This is a genomic window from Pseudomonas sp. MF7453 (assembly GCF_016405455.1).
GTDB lineage: Bacteria > Pseudomonadota > Gammaproteobacteria > Pseudomonadales > Pseudomonadaceae > Aquipseudomonas > Aquipseudomonas paralactis.
On sequence record NZ_JAEKCN010000001.1, the window covers coordinates 701,029 to 717,036 of the forward strand.

The window sequence follows — 16,008 nt, forward strand, 5'->3', positions numbered from 1 at the left end:
ACCGCTATCGCAGGCAAGCCAGCTCCCACATTGGAACTTCGTCAGTCTTGCCGGTAAAATGCTGCGCTTTTCGTCACACACCTTTGCGGATCCAAGCGCCATGGGCACTCTTACAGTCAACCAGAACAAGCTGCAAAAACGCCTGCGTCGCCTGGCCGGTGAAGCGGTCGCCGATTTCAGCATGATCGAGGACGGCGACAAGGTCATGGTCTGCCTTTCCGGCGGCAAAGACAGCTACACCATGCTCGACGTGTTGCTGCACCTGCAAAAGGTCGCACCGATCAAATTCGAGATCGTGGCGGTCAACATGGACCAGAAGCAACCCGGTTTCCCCGAGCATGTGCTGCCGGCCTACCTGAAAGAACTGGGCGTCGAGTACCACATCGTCGAAAAAGACACCTACTCGGTGGTCAAGGAACTGATCCCGGAAGGCAAGACCACCTGCTCGCTGTGCTCACGCCTGCGCCGTGGCACGCTGTATACCTTTGCCGATGAGATCGGCGCGACCAAGATGGCCCTGGGTCATCACCGCGATGACATCGTCGAAACCTTCTTCCTCAATATGTTCTTCAACGGCTCGCTCAAGGCCATGCCGCCCAAGCTGCGCGCCGACGACGGACGCAACGTAGTGATCCGGCCGCTGGCGTATTGCAACGAGAAGGACATCCAGGCGTATTCCGACTTCAAGCAGTTCCCGATCATTCCATGCAACCTGTGCGGCTCCCAGGAAAACCTGCAGCGCCAGGTGGTCAAGGAGATGCTGGTGGACTGGGAGCGCAAAACCCCCGGGCGTACCGAAAGTATCTTCCGCAGCCTGCAGAATGTGATCCCGTCGCAACTGGCCGATCGCAACCTGTTCGACTTCACCAGCTTGAAAATCGATGAGACGGCAGCCTCGCGTTTCGTCAATGTAGTGAACCTCTGAGCCGCATCGAGGCTCTAGTAAACGGCGCTTGCGGGCGCCGTTTTCAATTCAACTGCCAGGAGAGGGCATGCGCGATTACAAGTGGCTGCACGAATATTGTCTGAACCGCTTCGGTTCGGCGGCCGAGCTGGAAGCCCATCTGCCTGTGCCCAAAACCCCGGCGCAATTGCGCAAGATCAGTGATGACCGCTATCTGTCGACTCTGGCACTGCGCGTCTTCCGTGCGGGCTTGAAGCACAGTGTGGTCGACGCGAAATGGCCGGCGTTTGAGCAGGTGTTTTTCGGCTTCGATCCGGAGAAAGTCGTGCTGATGGGCGCCGAGCACCTGGAGCGGCTGATGCAGGACACCCGCATCATCCGCCACCTGGGCAAGCTCAAGAGTGTGCCGCGCAATGCGCAGATGATTCTGGATATCGAGCAGGAAAAGGGCAGCTTTGGCGCGTTTGTCGCCGATTGGCCGGTCACCGATATCGTCGGGCTATGGAAATACCTGAGCAAACACGGCCATCAACTGGGTGGGCTGTCGGCCCCGCGTTTCCTGCGCATGGTGGGCAAGGATACGTTCGTGCCGAGCTATGACGTGGTGGCAGCGTTGAATGCGCAGAAGATCGTCGACAAGGCGCCGACCAGCCTGCGGGACCTGGCGACGGTGCAGGGTGCCTTCAACCAGTGGCATGCCGAAAGTGGGCGGCCGATGTGCCAGCTGTCGATGATGTTGGCCTATACCGTCAACCATTGATCACTGTAGGAGCGAGCTTGCTCGCGAAGAACCTGAGGACAACGCGTTAAACCTGCATGAGCGCGTTATCGTTGACGATCTTCGCGAGCAAGCTCGCTCCTACAGGGAGTGGGTCAATCGGCCAGTCTACGGTTTAACTGATGCCGCCAACGCACATACAACAGCGCCGTACAAAACACCGCCAGGCTCGCCAGCATCTCCAACACCCCGAACCACTGACGGTTCGGGTCGTACGCCGCCAGCGCGCCCTTGATGAAATACAGGTTCACCACAAAGCACATCCACGAATGCCCGCGCGCGCTGCCGATCATCATTCCTGGCGCCAGCACCAGCAGCGGCACCAGCTCGATCAGCAGGATCACCCAGGGCCGCGCGCCGTGCAGGTCGGCAATCAACAGGTAATACACGCACAAAAGGCCTACCAGGGCGAAAAACGCCAGCAGGCTCAATGCGCGTGCAATTTTGACCCGTGGTTCCAGCCACGCCTGGGGCGGCAGGACTTTAGGCTTCCTGGCCACGGCCATGCTCCAGCAGTGTGGCGGTCTTGGCCAGGCGCAGGCCCAGGGCCCGGCACAGGGTGATTTCATGTTGATCGAGCATACGCTTGCCGTCAGGCCCGGAATGGTGGCTGGCGCCGTACGGCGTGCCGCCGCCCTGGGTATCGAGCAGTGCCTGTTCGCTGTAGGGCAGGCCGGTGATCAACATGCCATGGTGCAGCAGCGGCAGCAGCATCGACATCAGCGTGGTTTCCTGGCCGCCGTGCAGGCTGGCGGTGGAGGTGAACACGCCGGCGGGCTTGCCGACCAGAGCGCCGGTGAGCCACAGGTTGCTGGTGCCGTCGAGGAAGTACTTGAGCGGTGCCGCCATGTTGCCGAAACGGGTCGGGCTGCCCAGGGCCAGGCCTGAACAGTGCTTCAGGTCGTCCAGGCTGGCATACAGCGCGCCTTCATCGGGAATGCTCGGCGCCACGGCTTCACATTCGGTGGAAATCGCCGGCACCGTGCGCAGACGTGCTTCCATGCCGCCTTGTTCGATACCCCGGGCAATTTGCCGGGCCATTTCGCTGACCGAGCCATTGCGGCTGTAATACAGCACCAGCACATAGGGCGTGGTCACGGCAGAATCTCCAGTACGTTCTCGGGTGGGCGGCCAATGATGGCTTTGTCGGCGGTTGCCAGGATCGGGCGCTCCATCAGCTTGGGGTGCTCGGCGATGGCGGCGATCAATTGCGCTTCGCTCAAGCCGGCATCGGCCAGGTTGAGGGCTTTGTATTCGTCTTCGCCGGTGCGCAGCAGTTGGCGTGCGCTGATCCCCAGCTTTTTGAGCAGGGCCTTGATCTGTGCGGCGTTCAGCGGGGTTTCCAGGTAGCGCACTACGGTGGGGGTGAGGCCGCGGGCTTCAAGCAGTTCGAGCGCACCGCGGGATTTCGAGCAGCGCGGGTTGTGATAAAGCGTCAGATCGGTCATGTGCGGGTCGCATCTTGCGTAAGGTGGCGGGTATTCTACCTGCGCTGGCGCCTGTCCTTAAACCGTAAGAGGCGATAGGCCGCAGCCAACGTTCATTTTTGCGAAGGAATACCCCATGACAAGGCGACTGATCGGTGCATTGGCGATCATCACAACCCTGCTGCTCAGCGGCTGCGGTAACGATTACGGCGTTGACCAATATGGCCAGAAAGTGGCGGCCGAACGCTTGGACAAACAGTGGCTGGTGGTCAATTACTGGGCCGAATGGTGTGGGCCGTGCCGCACGGAAATCCCCGAGCTCAATGCCTTGGCCGAACAACTGAAGGGGCAGGGCGTTGGCGTGTTCGGGGTTAACTTCGACAACGTGCAGGGCGAGGAACTGAAGGCCGCCAGCGACAAGCTGGGGATCAAGTTTACGGTCCTGGCCCAGAACCCGGACGGGATCTTCGAGATTCCGCGCAGTGAGGCGTTGCCGGTGACTTACATCATCGACGACAAGGGCAAGGTGCGGGAGCAGTTGATGGGGGAGCAGACGGCGGAAGGGGTGTTGGCCAAACTCAAGGCCCTGAAAGGCTGACACTGTGGGAGCTGGCTTGCCTGCGATGGCATCGCTGCGGTGTACCTGATACACCGCGTGGTCCGTATCGCAGGCAAGCCAGCTCCCACAGAACCAGAGGACACCGCGTTAATACAGGAGCGTGCGCCCAGGTCAGCCTTCTTCGAGCCACAAGCGAATCGGCTTGCCTTCGGCCGGCCAGAAGCGCGTCTGTTCGATCGGCGAGATGTCCCAGCGCTGAACGCCTTGCAGGGCCTGGAAGAAGCGGTGCTCCTGCTCCATCAACGCCTCGGCGCACATTTTGCGGGTGCTGCCGATAGCTCCGAAGCTCAGCTTGTCACCCTCGACGGTGTACGGCGCAAACCAGTGGTTGCAGCCGCCGTTGCCGTAGGCACGGCCATCGGCGCCCAGGGTGACGGTCAGGTGCGCGTAGTCCATCAACGGCCGCTCACCGATCCACTCCACCACGTAGCTATGGTCGCGTTCGAGCTTTGCGCTATCAGCGGCGCAGCCCGTCAGCCCCAAGCCGATTGCGGCGAGCAGCAGCGGGCCCTTCATTGGGCGGCCTGCTGGCATTTCGGGCAGCGGTGTTTGTCGCCTTCGCCGGCCCAGCCGAGTTCTTTGATGCGTGCGTTGGCGGCCGGTTGCAGCGGCTCTTTGGTCAGCTTGGTTTCCACCGCGAATTCAAACTCCAGCACGGCCTCGCAGCTGTCGCAGTTGACCTTCCAGGTGTGAATCTCCAGTTCGCCGAACTTCGGCCCCTGGGCCATGGCGACCCATTGGCCCGCCGGGCGGATGGAGTAGCGCACGTCCCCTTCGACCGTCAGGCGCATCGACAGGGTTTTACTGCCGCGCAGGGTGACGATCAGAACGTCGCCGTGTTTGATCGAACCACCGTTGCCGGTGACCTGGTAACGGCCCGGCACCAGGGCGCGGCATTCGATCAGGGTGTGTTGCGGGCTCAGCAAGCTGAAGCGGAAATCGTGTTCGGCCATGGATCCTCCAAATAGGCGCGGCATCCTATCACGGGTGCCGGCCCATCATGAGCCTGGTATGTGACCGCTGATCAACCCTCGACCAGGTTCTGCGCCCGGCCATCGGCCCACGCCACGATGTTGGCCAGCGTGGTGCCGGCGATCGCCGCCAGGGCTTCACGGGTGAGAAAGGCCTGGTGTGCAGTGATGATCACGTTGGGGAAGGTCAGCAGGCGCGCGAGTACGTCGTCTTGCAGGGGCAGGTCCGAGCGGTCCTCAAAAAACAGCTGGGCTTCTTCTTCATAAACGTCCAGCCCCAGGTAGCCCAATTGGCCTTCCTTGAGGGCTTCGATCAGCGCGGGCGTGTCGACCAGGCCACCGCGGCCGGTGTTGATCAGCATTGCGCCGGGCTGCATATGCGCCAGGGAGCGGGCATTGATCAGGTGTTTGCTGTCGGCAGTCAACGGGCAGTGCAGGCTGATGATCTGCGCCTCGGCCAGCAAGTCGGGCAGGCTCACGTAGCGGGCGCCCAGGGCCTGGACGTGTGGATTGGGGAAGGGGTCATACGCCAGTAACTGGCAGCCGAAACCGGCCATGATCTTGGCGAAGGTTGCGCCGATCTGCCCGGTGCCGACCACACCAACGGTTTTGCCGACCAGATCAAAACCGGTGAGCCCATGCAGGCTGAAGTCGCCATCGCGCGTGCGGTTGTAGGCACGGTGCAGGCGGCGGTTAAGGGCCAGGATCAGCGCCACGGCGTGTTCGGCCACGGCGTGGGGTGAATAGGCCGGCACGCGTACGATGCTCAGGCCCAGGTGTTTGGCGGTGACCAGGTCGACATGGTTGTAACCGGCGGAGCGCAGAGCAATCAGGCGTGTACCGCCCTTGGCCAGTTGCTCCAGCACTGGAGCACTGAGGTCGTCGTTGATAAAGGCGCAGACCACCTGATGGTGTTCGGCCAGGGCCACGGTATCAAGGTTGAGGCGGGCGGGTTGGAATTGCAGTTCCAGGCCGGCCGGCAGCGGTTCGCCGAGGAAACTCTCGCGGTCGTAGGTTTGGCTGCTGAAGAGAATGACGCGCATTAAGAAGGCTCCCTGCAATTTACATATTGGAGTGCTGACTGAATGTGGGAGGGGGCTTGCCCCCGATTGCGGTGCATCGGTTACAGATATTTCGACTGACAAACTGCTATCGGGGGGCAAGCCCCCTCCCACATTGTTGATTCATTGCCCATGAAAACAGGGTCAGGCGCTGACTCTGGCTTCACTGGCCAGCCGCGCAATCGCCATGTCCAGTTCATCCAGCGCGGCCATGGCCTTGGCATCATCCTGTTTGAGCAGGGTTTCAGCGCGTTGGCAGGCCGCGCGCAGTTGTGGCACGCCACAGTAGCGTGTGGCGCCGTGCAAACGGTGCACGCGTTCGATCAGGGCATGGTTGTCATTGGCTTCGCGGGCGACGGTAATCGCCAGGCGGTCGGCTTCCAGGGAGGCCAGCAGCATGGCGAGCATATCGGCGGCCAGGTCGGCCTTGTTGGCCGCCAGGCGCAGGCCTTCCTCGTGGTCGAGCACCAGCAGTTGCACGCCTTGAACCAGGCCTTCGTTGACGCGTTCCGGGCCTTGGTTACGCAGGGCCAGGCCGGTCCACTTCAACACCACCTGGGCCAGTTGCCGCTCGCTGATGGGTTTGGTCAGGTAGTCGTCCATGCCGCTTTGCAGCAGGGCGCGTTTTTCATTGGCCATGGCGTGAGCCGTGAGGGCCACCACCGGCAGCGGCGTGCCGTGTCGCTCGCTTTCCCACTGGCGAATCGCCTCGGTGCTTTGGCGACCGTCCATGCCGGGCATTTGCACATCCATCAATACCAGGTCGAAGGTTTCCTGTTTCACCGCATCAATGGCCGCGTAACCGCTTTCCACCGCCAGTACCTTGGCGCCCATGTCTTCCAGCAGGGTTTGTACCAGCAGCAGGTTCGCCGGGTTGTCGTCCACGCACAGCACACGTGGCGCACGGCTGGACAACGGCTCTCCCGGCTCGCTGCGTGAAGGGCGGGGGCTGATCAGGTCGGCCAGGGAGCGGCGCAGCTTGCGTGTACAGGCGGGCTTGGCCTGCAATTGGCTGTTGGGGTTGGGCACCGATTGGTTGAACAGCATCTGCTCTGTGGTCGGGCACAGCACCAGCACCTTGCAACCCAGGTGTTCAAGGTCCCACAAATGTTGGTTGAGACGCTCGGGCGGAATGTCATTGGCGGTGACGCCAAGCACGGCCAGGCTGATGGCCTGTTCGGTCTGGTGCGCACTGGTAATGCCATTGGTCAGGCTTTCCAGGGTATTGAACGGAGTGACTTCCAGGCCGCAGTCTTCCAATTGATGTTGTAGAGCCTGGCGCGCCAGTTCGTGGTTTTCCAGCACGGCCACGCGGCGCCCCAGCAGCGGTGGGGCGGGCAGGTCTTCGACGTCGTCGCGGGTCTTGGGCAGGTTCAGGCTGATCCAGAACTCCGAGCCTTCACCCGGTGTGCTGTCGACGCCAATTTCGCCACCCATCTGCTCGATCAATCGCTTGGAAATCACCAGGCCCAGGCCGGTGCCGCCAGGCTGGCGCGACAGCGAGTTGTCAGCCTGACTGAACGCCTGGAACAGCGCGCGCACATCCTGGTTGGACAGGCCGATGCCGGTATCTTGTACGCTGATGCGCAACTGCACGCTGTCTTCCTGTTCGTCCTCGACCATCGCCCGGGCGACGATAGTGCCTTCGCGGGTGAACTTGATGGCGTTGCTGATCAGGTTGGTCAGGATTTGTTTGAGGCGCAGCGGGTCGCCTACCAGCGCCAGTGGCGTGTCGCGGTACACCAGGCTCACCAGTTCGAGCTGCTTGGCATGGGCGGCGGGGGCGAGGATGGTCAGGGTGTCTTGCAGCAAGTCCCGCAGGTTGAACGGCACGCTGTCGAGCACCAGCTTGCCGGCTTCAATCTTGGAGAAATCGAGGATTTCGTTGATGATGCCCAGCAGGTTGTCGGCGGACTTTTCAATCGTGCCCAGGTAATCCAGCTGGCGCGGCGACAGCTCGCTTTTTTGCAGCAGGTGGGTAAAGCCGAGGATACCGTTGAGCGGCGTGCGGATTTCATGGCTCATATTGGCCAGGAACTCGGACTTGATGCGGCTGGCCTCCAGGGCCTCCTTGCGTGCCAGGTCCAGCTCGATGTTCTGGATCTCGATGGTCTCCAGGTTCTGACGCACGTCTTCGGTGGCCTGATCGATGCTGTGTTGCAGTTCTTCCTGGGCGTTTTGCAGGGTTTCGGCCATGCGGTTGATGCCCGATGCGAGCTGGTCCAGTTCCTGGCTACCCAGGGGCGGCAGGCGTGTTTCCAGGTTACCGTCCTTGAGCTGGGCCACGGCTTGCTTGATCTGGCCAATCGGCGAATTGATGGTGCGGCTGATCCGCAGGGCGAGCGCTGCGGTGAACATCAGGCCGATGGCGATCAACAACAGGCTGGCGAACAGGCTACGGTAGCCGCGCAGCAACATGCCATTGTGTGAGAGTTCCACTTCGACCCAGCCCAGCAGGCGGTCGGCCTCATCAGGTATCACGTCGCCGGCGAGGTTGCGATGACGGCCGAATACCGGCAGCAGATAGCGGGTGGCATCGTTGCCGGTGCGCTGCAACAGGCGCGAACTGTTGCCGGTGGGCGGTTGGTTGAGCATGGTTGGGCCGGCGTGGGCCAGGGACGAGCGGTCCGGCGCCAGGAACGACACGGCGCGCACGTCCGGTTGCTCCAGGGACTGGGTGGCGATGCGCTCCAGCAGCTCGGTGTTCTTGTGGCCCAGGGCGGGCGCTACCAAGGGCGCCAATTGCTCGGCGATCATTTCGCCGCGTTGCAGCAATTGGCTCTGCAACTCCGACAGTTGCATCCAGGTGAAGTAGCCTCCCAACAACAGGGCCATCAGGCTGGTCGGTAATAAGGTCAGCAACAGTACGCGGCCTTTTATCCCCATTCTTCTAAGCACGCCACTCTCCTGCTACCACGTTGTTATCCATTATCCACACAGGCATCCGGCCCGCGCCACCTGCGCAGTGTAGCCATTTGCACGGTCTGGAATCTCGCAAATTAATGACATGCGGCAATCTTCGGGCCATTCGGCGCCGGGTGGCGATTGCCTGTGAACGTTTAATCTTGAATAATCAGTGATTGAGAATGACTTGCAGACGCTAATGAATCCCGCAGCAGTTGGCTTACCCACAATCCTGACCATCGAAGATGACCCTGTGCTGGGTGCCTACGTGCATGAGCAGCTTGGTCGCAGTGGTTTCCAGGTGACGTGGTGCCGCAACGGCCAGCAGGGCCTGCAAATGGCTTGCGAGCAGGCGTTCGACCTGGTGTTGATGGATATCCTGCTGCCGGGGCTCGACGGTTTGTCGATCCTCACCCATTTGCGCAGGAGCCATACCATGCCGGTGATCCTGATGTCGGCCCTGGGCGCTGAAGCCGACCGCATCAGCGGCTTTCGCCTGGGGGCGGACGACTACCTGCCCAAACCGTTCAGCATGGTTGAGCTGCGTGTGCGCATTGAAGCCATCCTGCGCCGCGTGGCCCTGGACCGCCGACCCGAGCCGCCGCGCCCGGTGGTGCGCGAGGATGCCCGGGTACTGCAGTTCGATGATGAGCGCTGTGATGTGGCCTGCCAGGCACAGTGGGCCGGGTTGACGCGCAGTGAATACCGTCTGCTGGAAACCCTGCAGCGCAATGTTGAAGAAGTACTCAGTAAAGCCTTCCTGTATCAGCACGTGCTGCAGCGTGGTTATGCGCCCCATGACCGCAGCCTCGATATGCACGTCAGTCAGATTCGCCGCAAACTCAAGGCCATCGGCTACGCCGAGCGTGAAGTGCGCACGGTGTGGGGCAAAGGCTATGTGCTGAGCGGTCATGATGAAGGGCTTTGAGCGGCTGCCTGGCAAGCACTCACTGTTTTGGAAACTGGCCTGCCTGTTGATCGCCTTCTGTTTGCTGATGATTTGGCTCAGTTGGTCGTGGGGCCGCTACATGGAACAGCAGAGTGCTTACCTGTCCGACAAATCGCGGGAGATCCTCAACGGTTACGCCGCAGGTGCCGAACTGGCGTGGAGTACGCAAGGCAGCGCTGGTGTGGATGCCTGGTTGCAGCTGATGGCCAAGCGCGAAACTACCTGGGTGGGAGTGATCGGCAACGATTTGCAATCGCTCGGCAGTACGCCTCTCAACGACAAGGAAAGTCAGCGCCTGACCTTTTTGCGCGGCCTGGATTGGCCGGTCAGCCGGCATGTCATCGGCCTGCCGTGGATGAAGGTACCGTTTCCGGTTGACCCCGGGATGGGCTCGCTGGTGATCGAATTGCCGCAGCGCTTTATGCCGGGCCGCTATCAGCTGTTCTGGCGGGTGGTGACCAATGGCGTCATCCCGGGCCTGTTTACCTTGTTGCTGTGCATTGGCCTCTATCGGCTGCTGATCATGCCCCTCAATCAACTGCGTGAGCAGGCCAATGCCTGGCGTGCGGATCAATTGAATACGCGGATGTCCCGCGATGCCACCAGTCGTCAGGACGAACTGGGGGAGTTGGGCCGCGCCTTTGACCATATGTCTGAACGCTTGCAGGGCACGGTGCGCTTGCAGCAGCAGTTGCTGCGCGATATGTCCCATGAATTGCGCACGCCCTTGAGCCGCCTGCGGGTGGCCTGCGACAGTGAGCAGGATCCGACCCGTTTGCGCGAGCGCCTGGGCCGGGAGATCGACGCCATGCAACGCCTGGTGGAAGACAGCCTGCAACTGGCCTGGCTCGACAGCGAAACAGCGCCGCTGCCCCAGGAAGATATTCAGCTCCAGGCGTTGTGGGACATGTTGCGGGAAAACGCCTGTTTCGAAAGCCATTGGCCGGCATCACGCTTACCATGCCTGTTGCCGGCCGACAGCTGGGTGCGCGGCAACCTGAATGCACTGGCCCAGGCCCTGGAAAATATCCTGCGCAACGCCATACGTCACTCGCCAGCCGATGGCGCCGTGCTACTCGACGGCTGCCGCGAGGGAGATTATTGGCATATCTGGCTGCAGGACCAGGGCGGCGGCATTGATGAGCAGGATTTGGAACGTATCTTCGCGCCCTTTACCCGCTTGGACGGCTCGCGACCTGGCGATGGTGGGTTCGGCCTGGGCTTGAGCATTGCCCGCAACGCTGTGCAGCGTCAGGGCGGGCGCCTGTGGGCGCAGAACTGCGGGCCGGGTTTGCGTGTGCATATGCGCTTGCCGGCCCGTTAACCGTCAACGGCGACGCAGCTTGCGTTTCTTCCACTGGTGGGCGACCCACCAGCGCCAGTAGGCCATGGTCAAGCAATAGGCCAGCGCACCCAGCACCAGCCCCAATACCACCGAGCCCAGCAAAAACGGCTGCCAGAGCGTGCTCAACTGGCCGCTGATCCATTCCCAGGTCAGGTCGTCGGGCAGGCTGCGCGGCGGTACATTCATCAGCCAGGCGCCGGTCAGGTAGGTACAGACGAATACCACCGGCATGGTGACCGGATTGGTCAGCCATACCAGGCTGACCGCTATCGGCATATTGCCGCGCACGGTGATCGCCAGGATCGCTGCAAGCAGCATCTGCAACGGAATCGGTATAAACGCCGCAAATAAACCCACCGCCATCGCGCGCGCGACTGAATGCCGGTTCAGGTGCCAGAGGTTCGGGTCATGCAGCAGGGTGCCAAGAAACTGTAATGACTTGTGTTCCCTGATGCTGCTGGGATCGGGCATGTACCGTTTGAATAAGCGCCGGGGCATAAGGGGTCCAGGTCAATTTGAAGGGCAAGTATGCCCGGATTCTATAAACAGAAAATTCAGACTTTGTGACAAAACATCATAGGCGCTCCCGGTCAGTCGGCTAAGACTTAAGTGGATCACTGGAAAAGGATGATCCATGAAAACAGGGATGTTCGCGCTGGCGCTGGGGTTGCTGGCGTTGCGCTGGTTACCCGCGCTGCCGTCTGGCGCCGGGCTGCTGGCCATGCTGATACTGGCCTTGATACTGCTGCCTTTTCGCACCTATCCCGTGGCGTTCTTTCTGGTTGGCTTGAGTTGGGCCTGCATCAGCGCACAGTGGGCACTGGATGATCGATTGCAACCGACGCTGGACGGTCAGACACGCTGGGTGCAAGGGCGTGTCATCGGCTTGCCGCAGCACACACGCACGGGCGTGCGTTTCGAGCTGGCCGACAGTCGGTCCCGTAATGCACGGCTACCCCAACGTATCCGCGTGTCCTGGCACGGCGGGCCGACCGTAAACAGCGGCGAGTACTGGCGTCTGGCATTGACCCTCAAGCGGCCTGCCGGCCTGCTCAATTTCCATGGCTTTGACCACGAAGCCTGGCTGCTGGCCCAGCGCATCGGCGCCAGTGCGACGGTGAAGGACGGTGAGCGCCTGGCGCCGGCGCGCCATGCCTGGCGCGATGCGGTTCGCCAGCGCCTGATGGCCGTGGAGGCCCACGGCCGTGAGGCGGGCCTGGCGGCGTTGGTGTTGGGCGACGGTTCCGGGCTTGCACCTGAGGATTGGCAAGCGTTGCAGAACACCGGCACGGTGCATCTGCTGGTGATTTCCGGACAGCACATCGGCTTGCTGGCGGGGTTGATCTACGGCTTGGTCGCCATGTTGGCGCGCTATGGTTGCTGGCCGCGAGGCTGGCCGTGGCTGCCGTGGGCGTGCGGCTTGGCGTTTGCCGCGGCGTTGGGCTACGGCCTGCTGGCGGGGTTCGGAGTGCCGGTGCAGCGGGCGTGTGTGATGGTCGGCCTAGTGCTGCTGTGGCGTATGCGTTTTCGCCATTTGGGGGTCTGGTGGCCGTTGTTGCTGGCGTTGAATGGCGTGCTGCTCATTGAGCCCCTGGCCAGTTTACAGCCGGGGTTCTGGTTGTCGTTTGCGGCGGTCGCGGTGTTGGTGCTGGCGTTCAGCGGGCGCCTGGGGCCCTGGAACGTCTGGCAGATCTGGACCCGCCCCCAGTGGTTGATCGCAATTGGCTTGTTTCCGGTACTGCTGGTGTTGGGGTTGCCCATCAGCCTCAGTGCCCCGGTGGCCAATCTCTTCGCCGTGCCCTGGATCAGTCTGGTGGTACTGCCGTTGGCGCTGCTGGGCACGGCGCTGCTATGGGTGCCGTTGATCGGCGAGGGCCTTTTGTGGCTGGCTGGTGGCGCGCTGGATGGGTTGTTCAAGGGCCTGGCGCTGCTGGCTGCACAACTGCCGGCCTGGGTACCGGCTGAAGTGCCGTGGATGTATTGGTTGGTGAGCCTGGCGGGCGCAGTGATCGTGCTGTTGCCCAAGGGGCTGCCGTTTCGAGTGCTGGGTTGGCCGATGCTGTTGGTGGCAGTGTTTCCGCCCAGGGATGGGGTGCCCAATGGCCAGGTGGAGGTGTTGCAACTGGATGTCGGTCAGGGCCAGGCACTGATTCTGCGTACCCGCCATCACACCTTGCTCTACGATGCCGGCCCACGCTCGGGGCCTGTCGATCTGGGCGCGCGGGTGGTCTTGCCGTCGCTGAAAAAGCTCGGGGTAGGGCAGTTGGACATGATGCTGCTCAGTCATGCCGATGCTGATCATGCCGGCGGTGCGGCGGCGGTGGCTCTTGGCCTGCCCGTCAAGCGTGTGGTGGGCGGTGAAACCGAAGGGCTGCCAGCGTTCCTCGCTACACAACCCTGTAGCAGTGGCGAGCAGTGGGAGTGGGACGGCGTGGCATTTGAACTGTGGCAATGGTCTGACGCGATTGAGGGTAATCCGAAATCCTGCGTATTGCAGGTCCAGGCCAATGGCGAGCGCTTGCTGCTCACCGGTGATATCGACCGCGCCGCCGAACAAGCATTCCTGGCCTCGCCGCTGGCGGTTCCGACCAACTGGCTGCAAGCGCCGCACCATGGCAGCCGCAGCTCTTCATCCTGGTCTTTCCTGCAGCGGCTGGCGCCAACAGCGGTGCTGATTTCCCGGGGGCGCGGCAATGCGTTCGGGCACCCGCATTCGCAGGTGCTGGAGCGCTATCAGGCATTGGGCAGCCGGGTCTATGACAGTGCCGAGCAAGGCGCTGTACGGTTGCGCCTGGGAGCATTCACGCCACCGACGGTTGCGCGCAGTCAACGTCGTTTCTGGCGCGAACCGTTACCGTAACCCGGCGTTACCAAAGACTCAGGGCCGCAACGGGCGGGCCTGTTGCCGACGAACCCCGCCGCTGAACCTATATGGTAAAGTGGCGCACTTTTTCGAGGGGACATTCACTGTGTGGGAATTGGTCAAATCCGGCGGCTGGATGATGTTGCCGATTATTCTGAGCTCCATCGCCGCACTCGGCATCGTCGCCGAACGCCTGTGGACCCTGCGCGCCAGTCGCGTGACCCCCGAGCACCTGCTGGGGCAGGTCTGGGGCTGGATCAAGAACAAACAGCTCGACAAGCAAAAGCTCAAGGAGCTGCGCGCCAATTCGCCGCTGGGTGAAATCCTTGCCGCCGGCCTGGCCAACTCCAAGCATGGCCGCGAGATCATGAAAGAGTGCATTGAAGAAGCCGCTGCCCGGGTTATCCATGAACTGGAGCGCTACATCAACGCTCTCGGTACCATTGCCGCTATGGCACCGCTGCTGGGCTTGCTCGGTACGGTGCTGGGCATGATCGATATCTTCAGCTCGTTCATGGGCGCTGGCATGGCGACCAATGCGGCGGTTCTCGCCGGTGGTATTTCCAAGGCCTTGATCACCACGGCAGCGGGCCTGATGGTAGGGATTCCGGCGGTGTTCTTTCACCGCTTCCTGCAACGTCGCATCGACGAACTGGTGGTTGGCATGGAACAGGAAGCCATCAAGCTGGTGGAAGTGGTGCAGGGCGACCGTGACGTAGACCTGGTCGAGGGCAAAGCGTGAAATTTCGCCGCAAGCAACGGGAAAATGTCGATATCAACCTCGCGTCATTGATCGACGTGGTGTTCATCCTGCTGCTGTTTTTTGTCGTGACCACCACCTTTACCCGAGAAACCCAGCTGCGTGTCGATCTGCCGGAGGCGGTGAGCGGTTCACCCGCCGAAGACCAGCAGGTCAAGCAATTGGATATCGCCATCAGCGCAGACGGCGTTTTTTCAGTGAATAACCAATTGCTGCCGAAAAACGACCTCGCCAGCCTGATGGAGGCCTTGCAGAAGGAATCCGGTGGCGACACCCAGCTACCGCTGTCGATCAGTGCTGATGGCAAGACCCAACACCAAGCGGTGATCACTGCCATGGACGCGGCCGGCAAGCTGGGCTTCAGCCATTTGCGCATGACCACCGTCGAGGCGGCGAGCCCGCCCTGATGGCCATGTCCGATCGTTTGCTCAAGGCCTGGTACGAGGGCCATCCGGCATTGGTGCTGTTGCGGCCGCTGGAGTCACTGTATCGCCGGGTGGTGGAACGCAAGCGTGCGCGCTTCGTGGCAGGCGAGGGCGAGATTTATCAATCACCGGTGCCGGTGGTGGTAGTCGGCAATATCACCGTGGGTGGCACCGGCAAAACGCCGCTGATCCTGTGGTTGATCGAGCATTGCCGTCGTAGCGGTTTACGCGTGGGCGTGGTCAGCCGTGGCTACGGCGCCAAGCCGCCGCAGTTGCCGTGGCGGGTCGAGGCCAGCCACAGCGCCGAGGTGGCCGGCGACGAGCCCTTGCTGATCGTGCAACGCAGCGGCGTAGCACTGATGATCGACCCCGACCGCAGTCGTGCAGTAAAGGCCTTGCTGGCCAGTGAACCCCTGGACCTGATCCTTTCCGACGACGGGCTGCAGCATTACCGCCTGGCCCGCGATCTTGAACTGGTGCTGATCGATGCCGCCCGCGGCCTCGGCAATCGTCGCTGCCTGCCTGCCGGGCCGTTGCGCGAGCCGGTAGAACGCCTGCAGAGTGTGGATGCATTGCTCTATAACGGTGCCGGCTCGGACCCCAAGGATGGTTTTGCCTTCCGGCTGCAGCCCACCGCGCTGGTCAACCTGCACAGTGGCGAACGCCAGCCCGTCACGCATTTTCCAAGGGGCCAACAGGTGCATGCGGTCGCCGGTATCGGCAATCCGCAACGTTTCTTCAATACCCTTGAAACGCTACACTGGCAGCCGCTGCCCCATGCTTTTGCCGACCACGCGCCCTATAGCGCCGAGGTCTTGAATTTTACCCCGTCATTGCCGCTGGTGATGACCGAAAAGGACGCGGTGAAGTGCCGCGCCTTTGCCCAGCCAGACTGGTGGTACCTTGCGGTGGATGCGGTGCCGTCGCCGGCGTTTGTCGCCTGGTTCGACACGCAGTTGATGCGCCTGCTGCCCAACCGTCTATTGCCTTAACGCTTCTTTC

At 61.8% G+C, this 16,008-nt stretch carries 17 protein-coding genes; 9 read left to right on the top strand and 8 right to left on the bottom strand.

Translation table 11 applies throughout. From position 1 onward, the window contains the following. Positions 1–100: 100 nt before the first annotated feature. Both ttcA and JFT63_RS03315 read left to right on the top strand, forming a co-directional pair. Positions 101–925 carry a tRNA 2-thiocytidine(32) synthetase TtcA gene (ttcA, locus tag JFT63_RS03310; RefSeq protein ID WP_198843445.1) on the top strand — a complete coding sequence of 275 codons (825 nt, stop codon included), beginning with the start codon at positions 101–103 and terminating at the stop codon, positions 923–925. A 67-nt stretch (positions 926–992) separates the two neighbouring features. Next, positions 993–1,664: a DNA-3-methyladenine glycosylase I gene (locus JFT63_RS03315; protein WP_010209632.1), complete on the top strand. Its 672-nt coding sequence runs from the start codon at positions 993–995 to the stop codon at positions 1,662–1,664. 113 nt (positions 1,665–1,777) lie between these two features. Here JFT63_RS03315 and JFT63_RS03320 read toward each other — a convergent pair whose 3' ends face one another. Genes JFT63_RS03320 through arsC form a run of 3 tightly spaced genes read right to left on the bottom strand, consistent with a single transcriptional unit; the run spans position 1,778 to position 3,130 of the window. Next, positions 1,778–2,182, bottom strand: a complete 405-nt coding sequence (locus JFT63_RS03320; protein WP_057703128.1) for a DUF2069 domain-containing protein — start codon at positions 2,180–2,182, stop codon at positions 1,778–1,780. After that, positions 2,166–2,780 (bottom strand): NAD(P)H:quinone oxidoreductase, encoded by a 615-nt coding sequence (gene wrbA, locus JFT63_RS03325; RefSeq protein WP_198843446.1) that lies wholly within the window; start codon positions 2,778–2,780, stop codon positions 2,166–2,168. The genes JFT63_RS03320 and wrbA overlap by 17 nt, the downstream gene beginning before the upstream one ends. Then, entirely contained in the window at positions 2,777–3,130 is a 354-nt protein-coding gene (gene arsC, locus JFT63_RS03330) for an arsenate reductase (glutaredoxin) (protein WP_198843447.1), read from the bottom strand. Before arsC ends, wrbA begins: the two co-directional genes overlap by 4 nt. A gap of 115 nt (positions 3,131–3,245) precedes the next feature. Here arsC and JFT63_RS03335 point away from each other — a divergent pair, with 115 nt between their 5' ends. Next, positions 3,246–3,707, top strand: a complete 462-nt coding sequence (locus JFT63_RS03335) for a TlpA disulfide reductase family protein (RefSeq protein WP_057703130.1) — start codon at positions 3,246–3,248, stop codon at positions 3,705–3,707. A gap of 132 nt (positions 3,708–3,839) precedes the next feature. On the opposite strand, the gene JFT63_RS03340 is transcribed toward JFT63_RS03335, so the two are convergent. From JFT63_RS03340 to JFT63_RS03355, 4 genes are all read right to left on the bottom strand, one after another. After that, on the bottom strand, positions 3,840–4,244 hold the full coding sequence (locus JFT63_RS03340; protein WP_186558603.1) for an META domain-containing protein: 405 nt from the start codon (positions 4,242–4,244) through the stop codon (positions 3,840–3,842). After that, positions 4,241–4,681: a hypothetical protein gene (locus JFT63_RS03345; protein ID WP_198843448.1), complete on the bottom strand. Its 441-nt coding sequence runs from the start codon at positions 4,679–4,681 to the stop codon at positions 4,241–4,243. The genes JFT63_RS03340 and JFT63_RS03345 overlap by 4 nt, the downstream gene beginning before the upstream one ends. 71 nt (positions 4,682–4,752) lie before the next feature. Continuing rightward, a complete protein-coding gene (locus JFT63_RS03350; RefSeq protein WP_198843449.1) occupies positions 4,753–5,742 on the bottom strand; it encodes a 2-hydroxyacid dehydrogenase in 990 nt (329 codons plus the stop codon). A gap of 162 nt (positions 5,743–5,904) precedes the next feature. After that, positions 5,905–8,658 (bottom strand): response regulator, encoded by a 2,754-nt coding sequence (locus tag JFT63_RS03355; protein ID WP_198843450.1) that lies wholly within the window; start codon positions 8,656–8,658, stop codon positions 5,905–5,907. 205 nt (positions 8,659–8,863) lie between these two features. On the opposite strand from JFT63_RS03355, the gene JFT63_RS03360 reads away from it, so the two are divergent. Continuing rightward, positions 8,864–9,592 (top strand): response regulator transcription factor, encoded by a 729-nt coding sequence (locus JFT63_RS03360; RefSeq protein ID WP_057703135.1) that lies wholly within the window; start codon positions 8,864–8,866, stop codon positions 9,590–9,592. Beyond that, positions 9,579–10,937, top strand: a complete 1,359-nt coding sequence (locus JFT63_RS03365) for a sensor histidine kinase (RefSeq protein ID WP_057703136.1) — start codon at positions 9,579–9,581, stop codon at positions 10,935–10,937. The genes JFT63_RS03360 and JFT63_RS03365 overlap by 14 nt, the downstream gene beginning before the upstream one ends. 3 nt (positions 10,938–10,940) lie before the next feature. On the opposite strand, the gene JFT63_RS03370 is transcribed toward JFT63_RS03365, so the two are convergent. Continuing rightward, complete coding sequence (locus JFT63_RS03370) at positions 10,941–11,456, bottom strand: DUF2062 domain-containing protein (protein WP_005789057.1); 516 nt, start codon at positions 11,454–11,456, stop codon at positions 10,941–10,943. Positions 11,457–11,592: 136 nt separating this feature from the next. Here JFT63_RS03370 and JFT63_RS03375 point away from each other — a divergent pair, with 136 nt between their 5' ends. From JFT63_RS03375 to lpxK, 4 genes are all read left to right on the top strand, one after another. Then, the gene (locus JFT63_RS03375) at positions 11,593–13,818 is read left to right on the top strand and encodes a DNA internalization-related competence protein ComEC/Rec2 (RefSeq protein ID WP_082629642.1); all 2,226 of its coding nucleotides are present in this window, start codon (positions 11,593–11,595) and stop codon (positions 13,816–13,818) included. Between the two features lie 109 nt (positions 13,819–13,927). Next, positions 13,928–14,563 (top strand): MotA/TolQ/ExbB proton channel family protein, encoded by a 636-nt coding sequence (locus tag JFT63_RS03380; protein WP_046068614.1) that lies wholly within the window; start codon positions 13,928–13,930, stop codon positions 14,561–14,563. Beyond that, positions 14,560–14,988: an ExbD/TolR family protein gene (locus JFT63_RS03385; RefSeq protein WP_186558615.1), complete on the top strand. Its 429-nt coding sequence runs from the start codon at positions 14,560–14,562 to the stop codon at positions 14,986–14,988. The genes JFT63_RS03380 and JFT63_RS03385 overlap by 4 nt, the downstream gene beginning before the upstream one ends. Then, positions 14,988–15,998, top strand: a complete 1,011-nt coding sequence (gene lpxK / locus JFT63_RS03390) for a tetraacyldisaccharide 4'-kinase (RefSeq protein ID WP_198843451.1) — start codon at positions 14,988–14,990, stop codon at positions 15,996–15,998. The genes JFT63_RS03385 and lpxK overlap by 1 nt, the downstream gene beginning before the upstream one ends. The last annotated feature ends 10 nt before the right edge of the window (positions 15,999–16,008 follow it).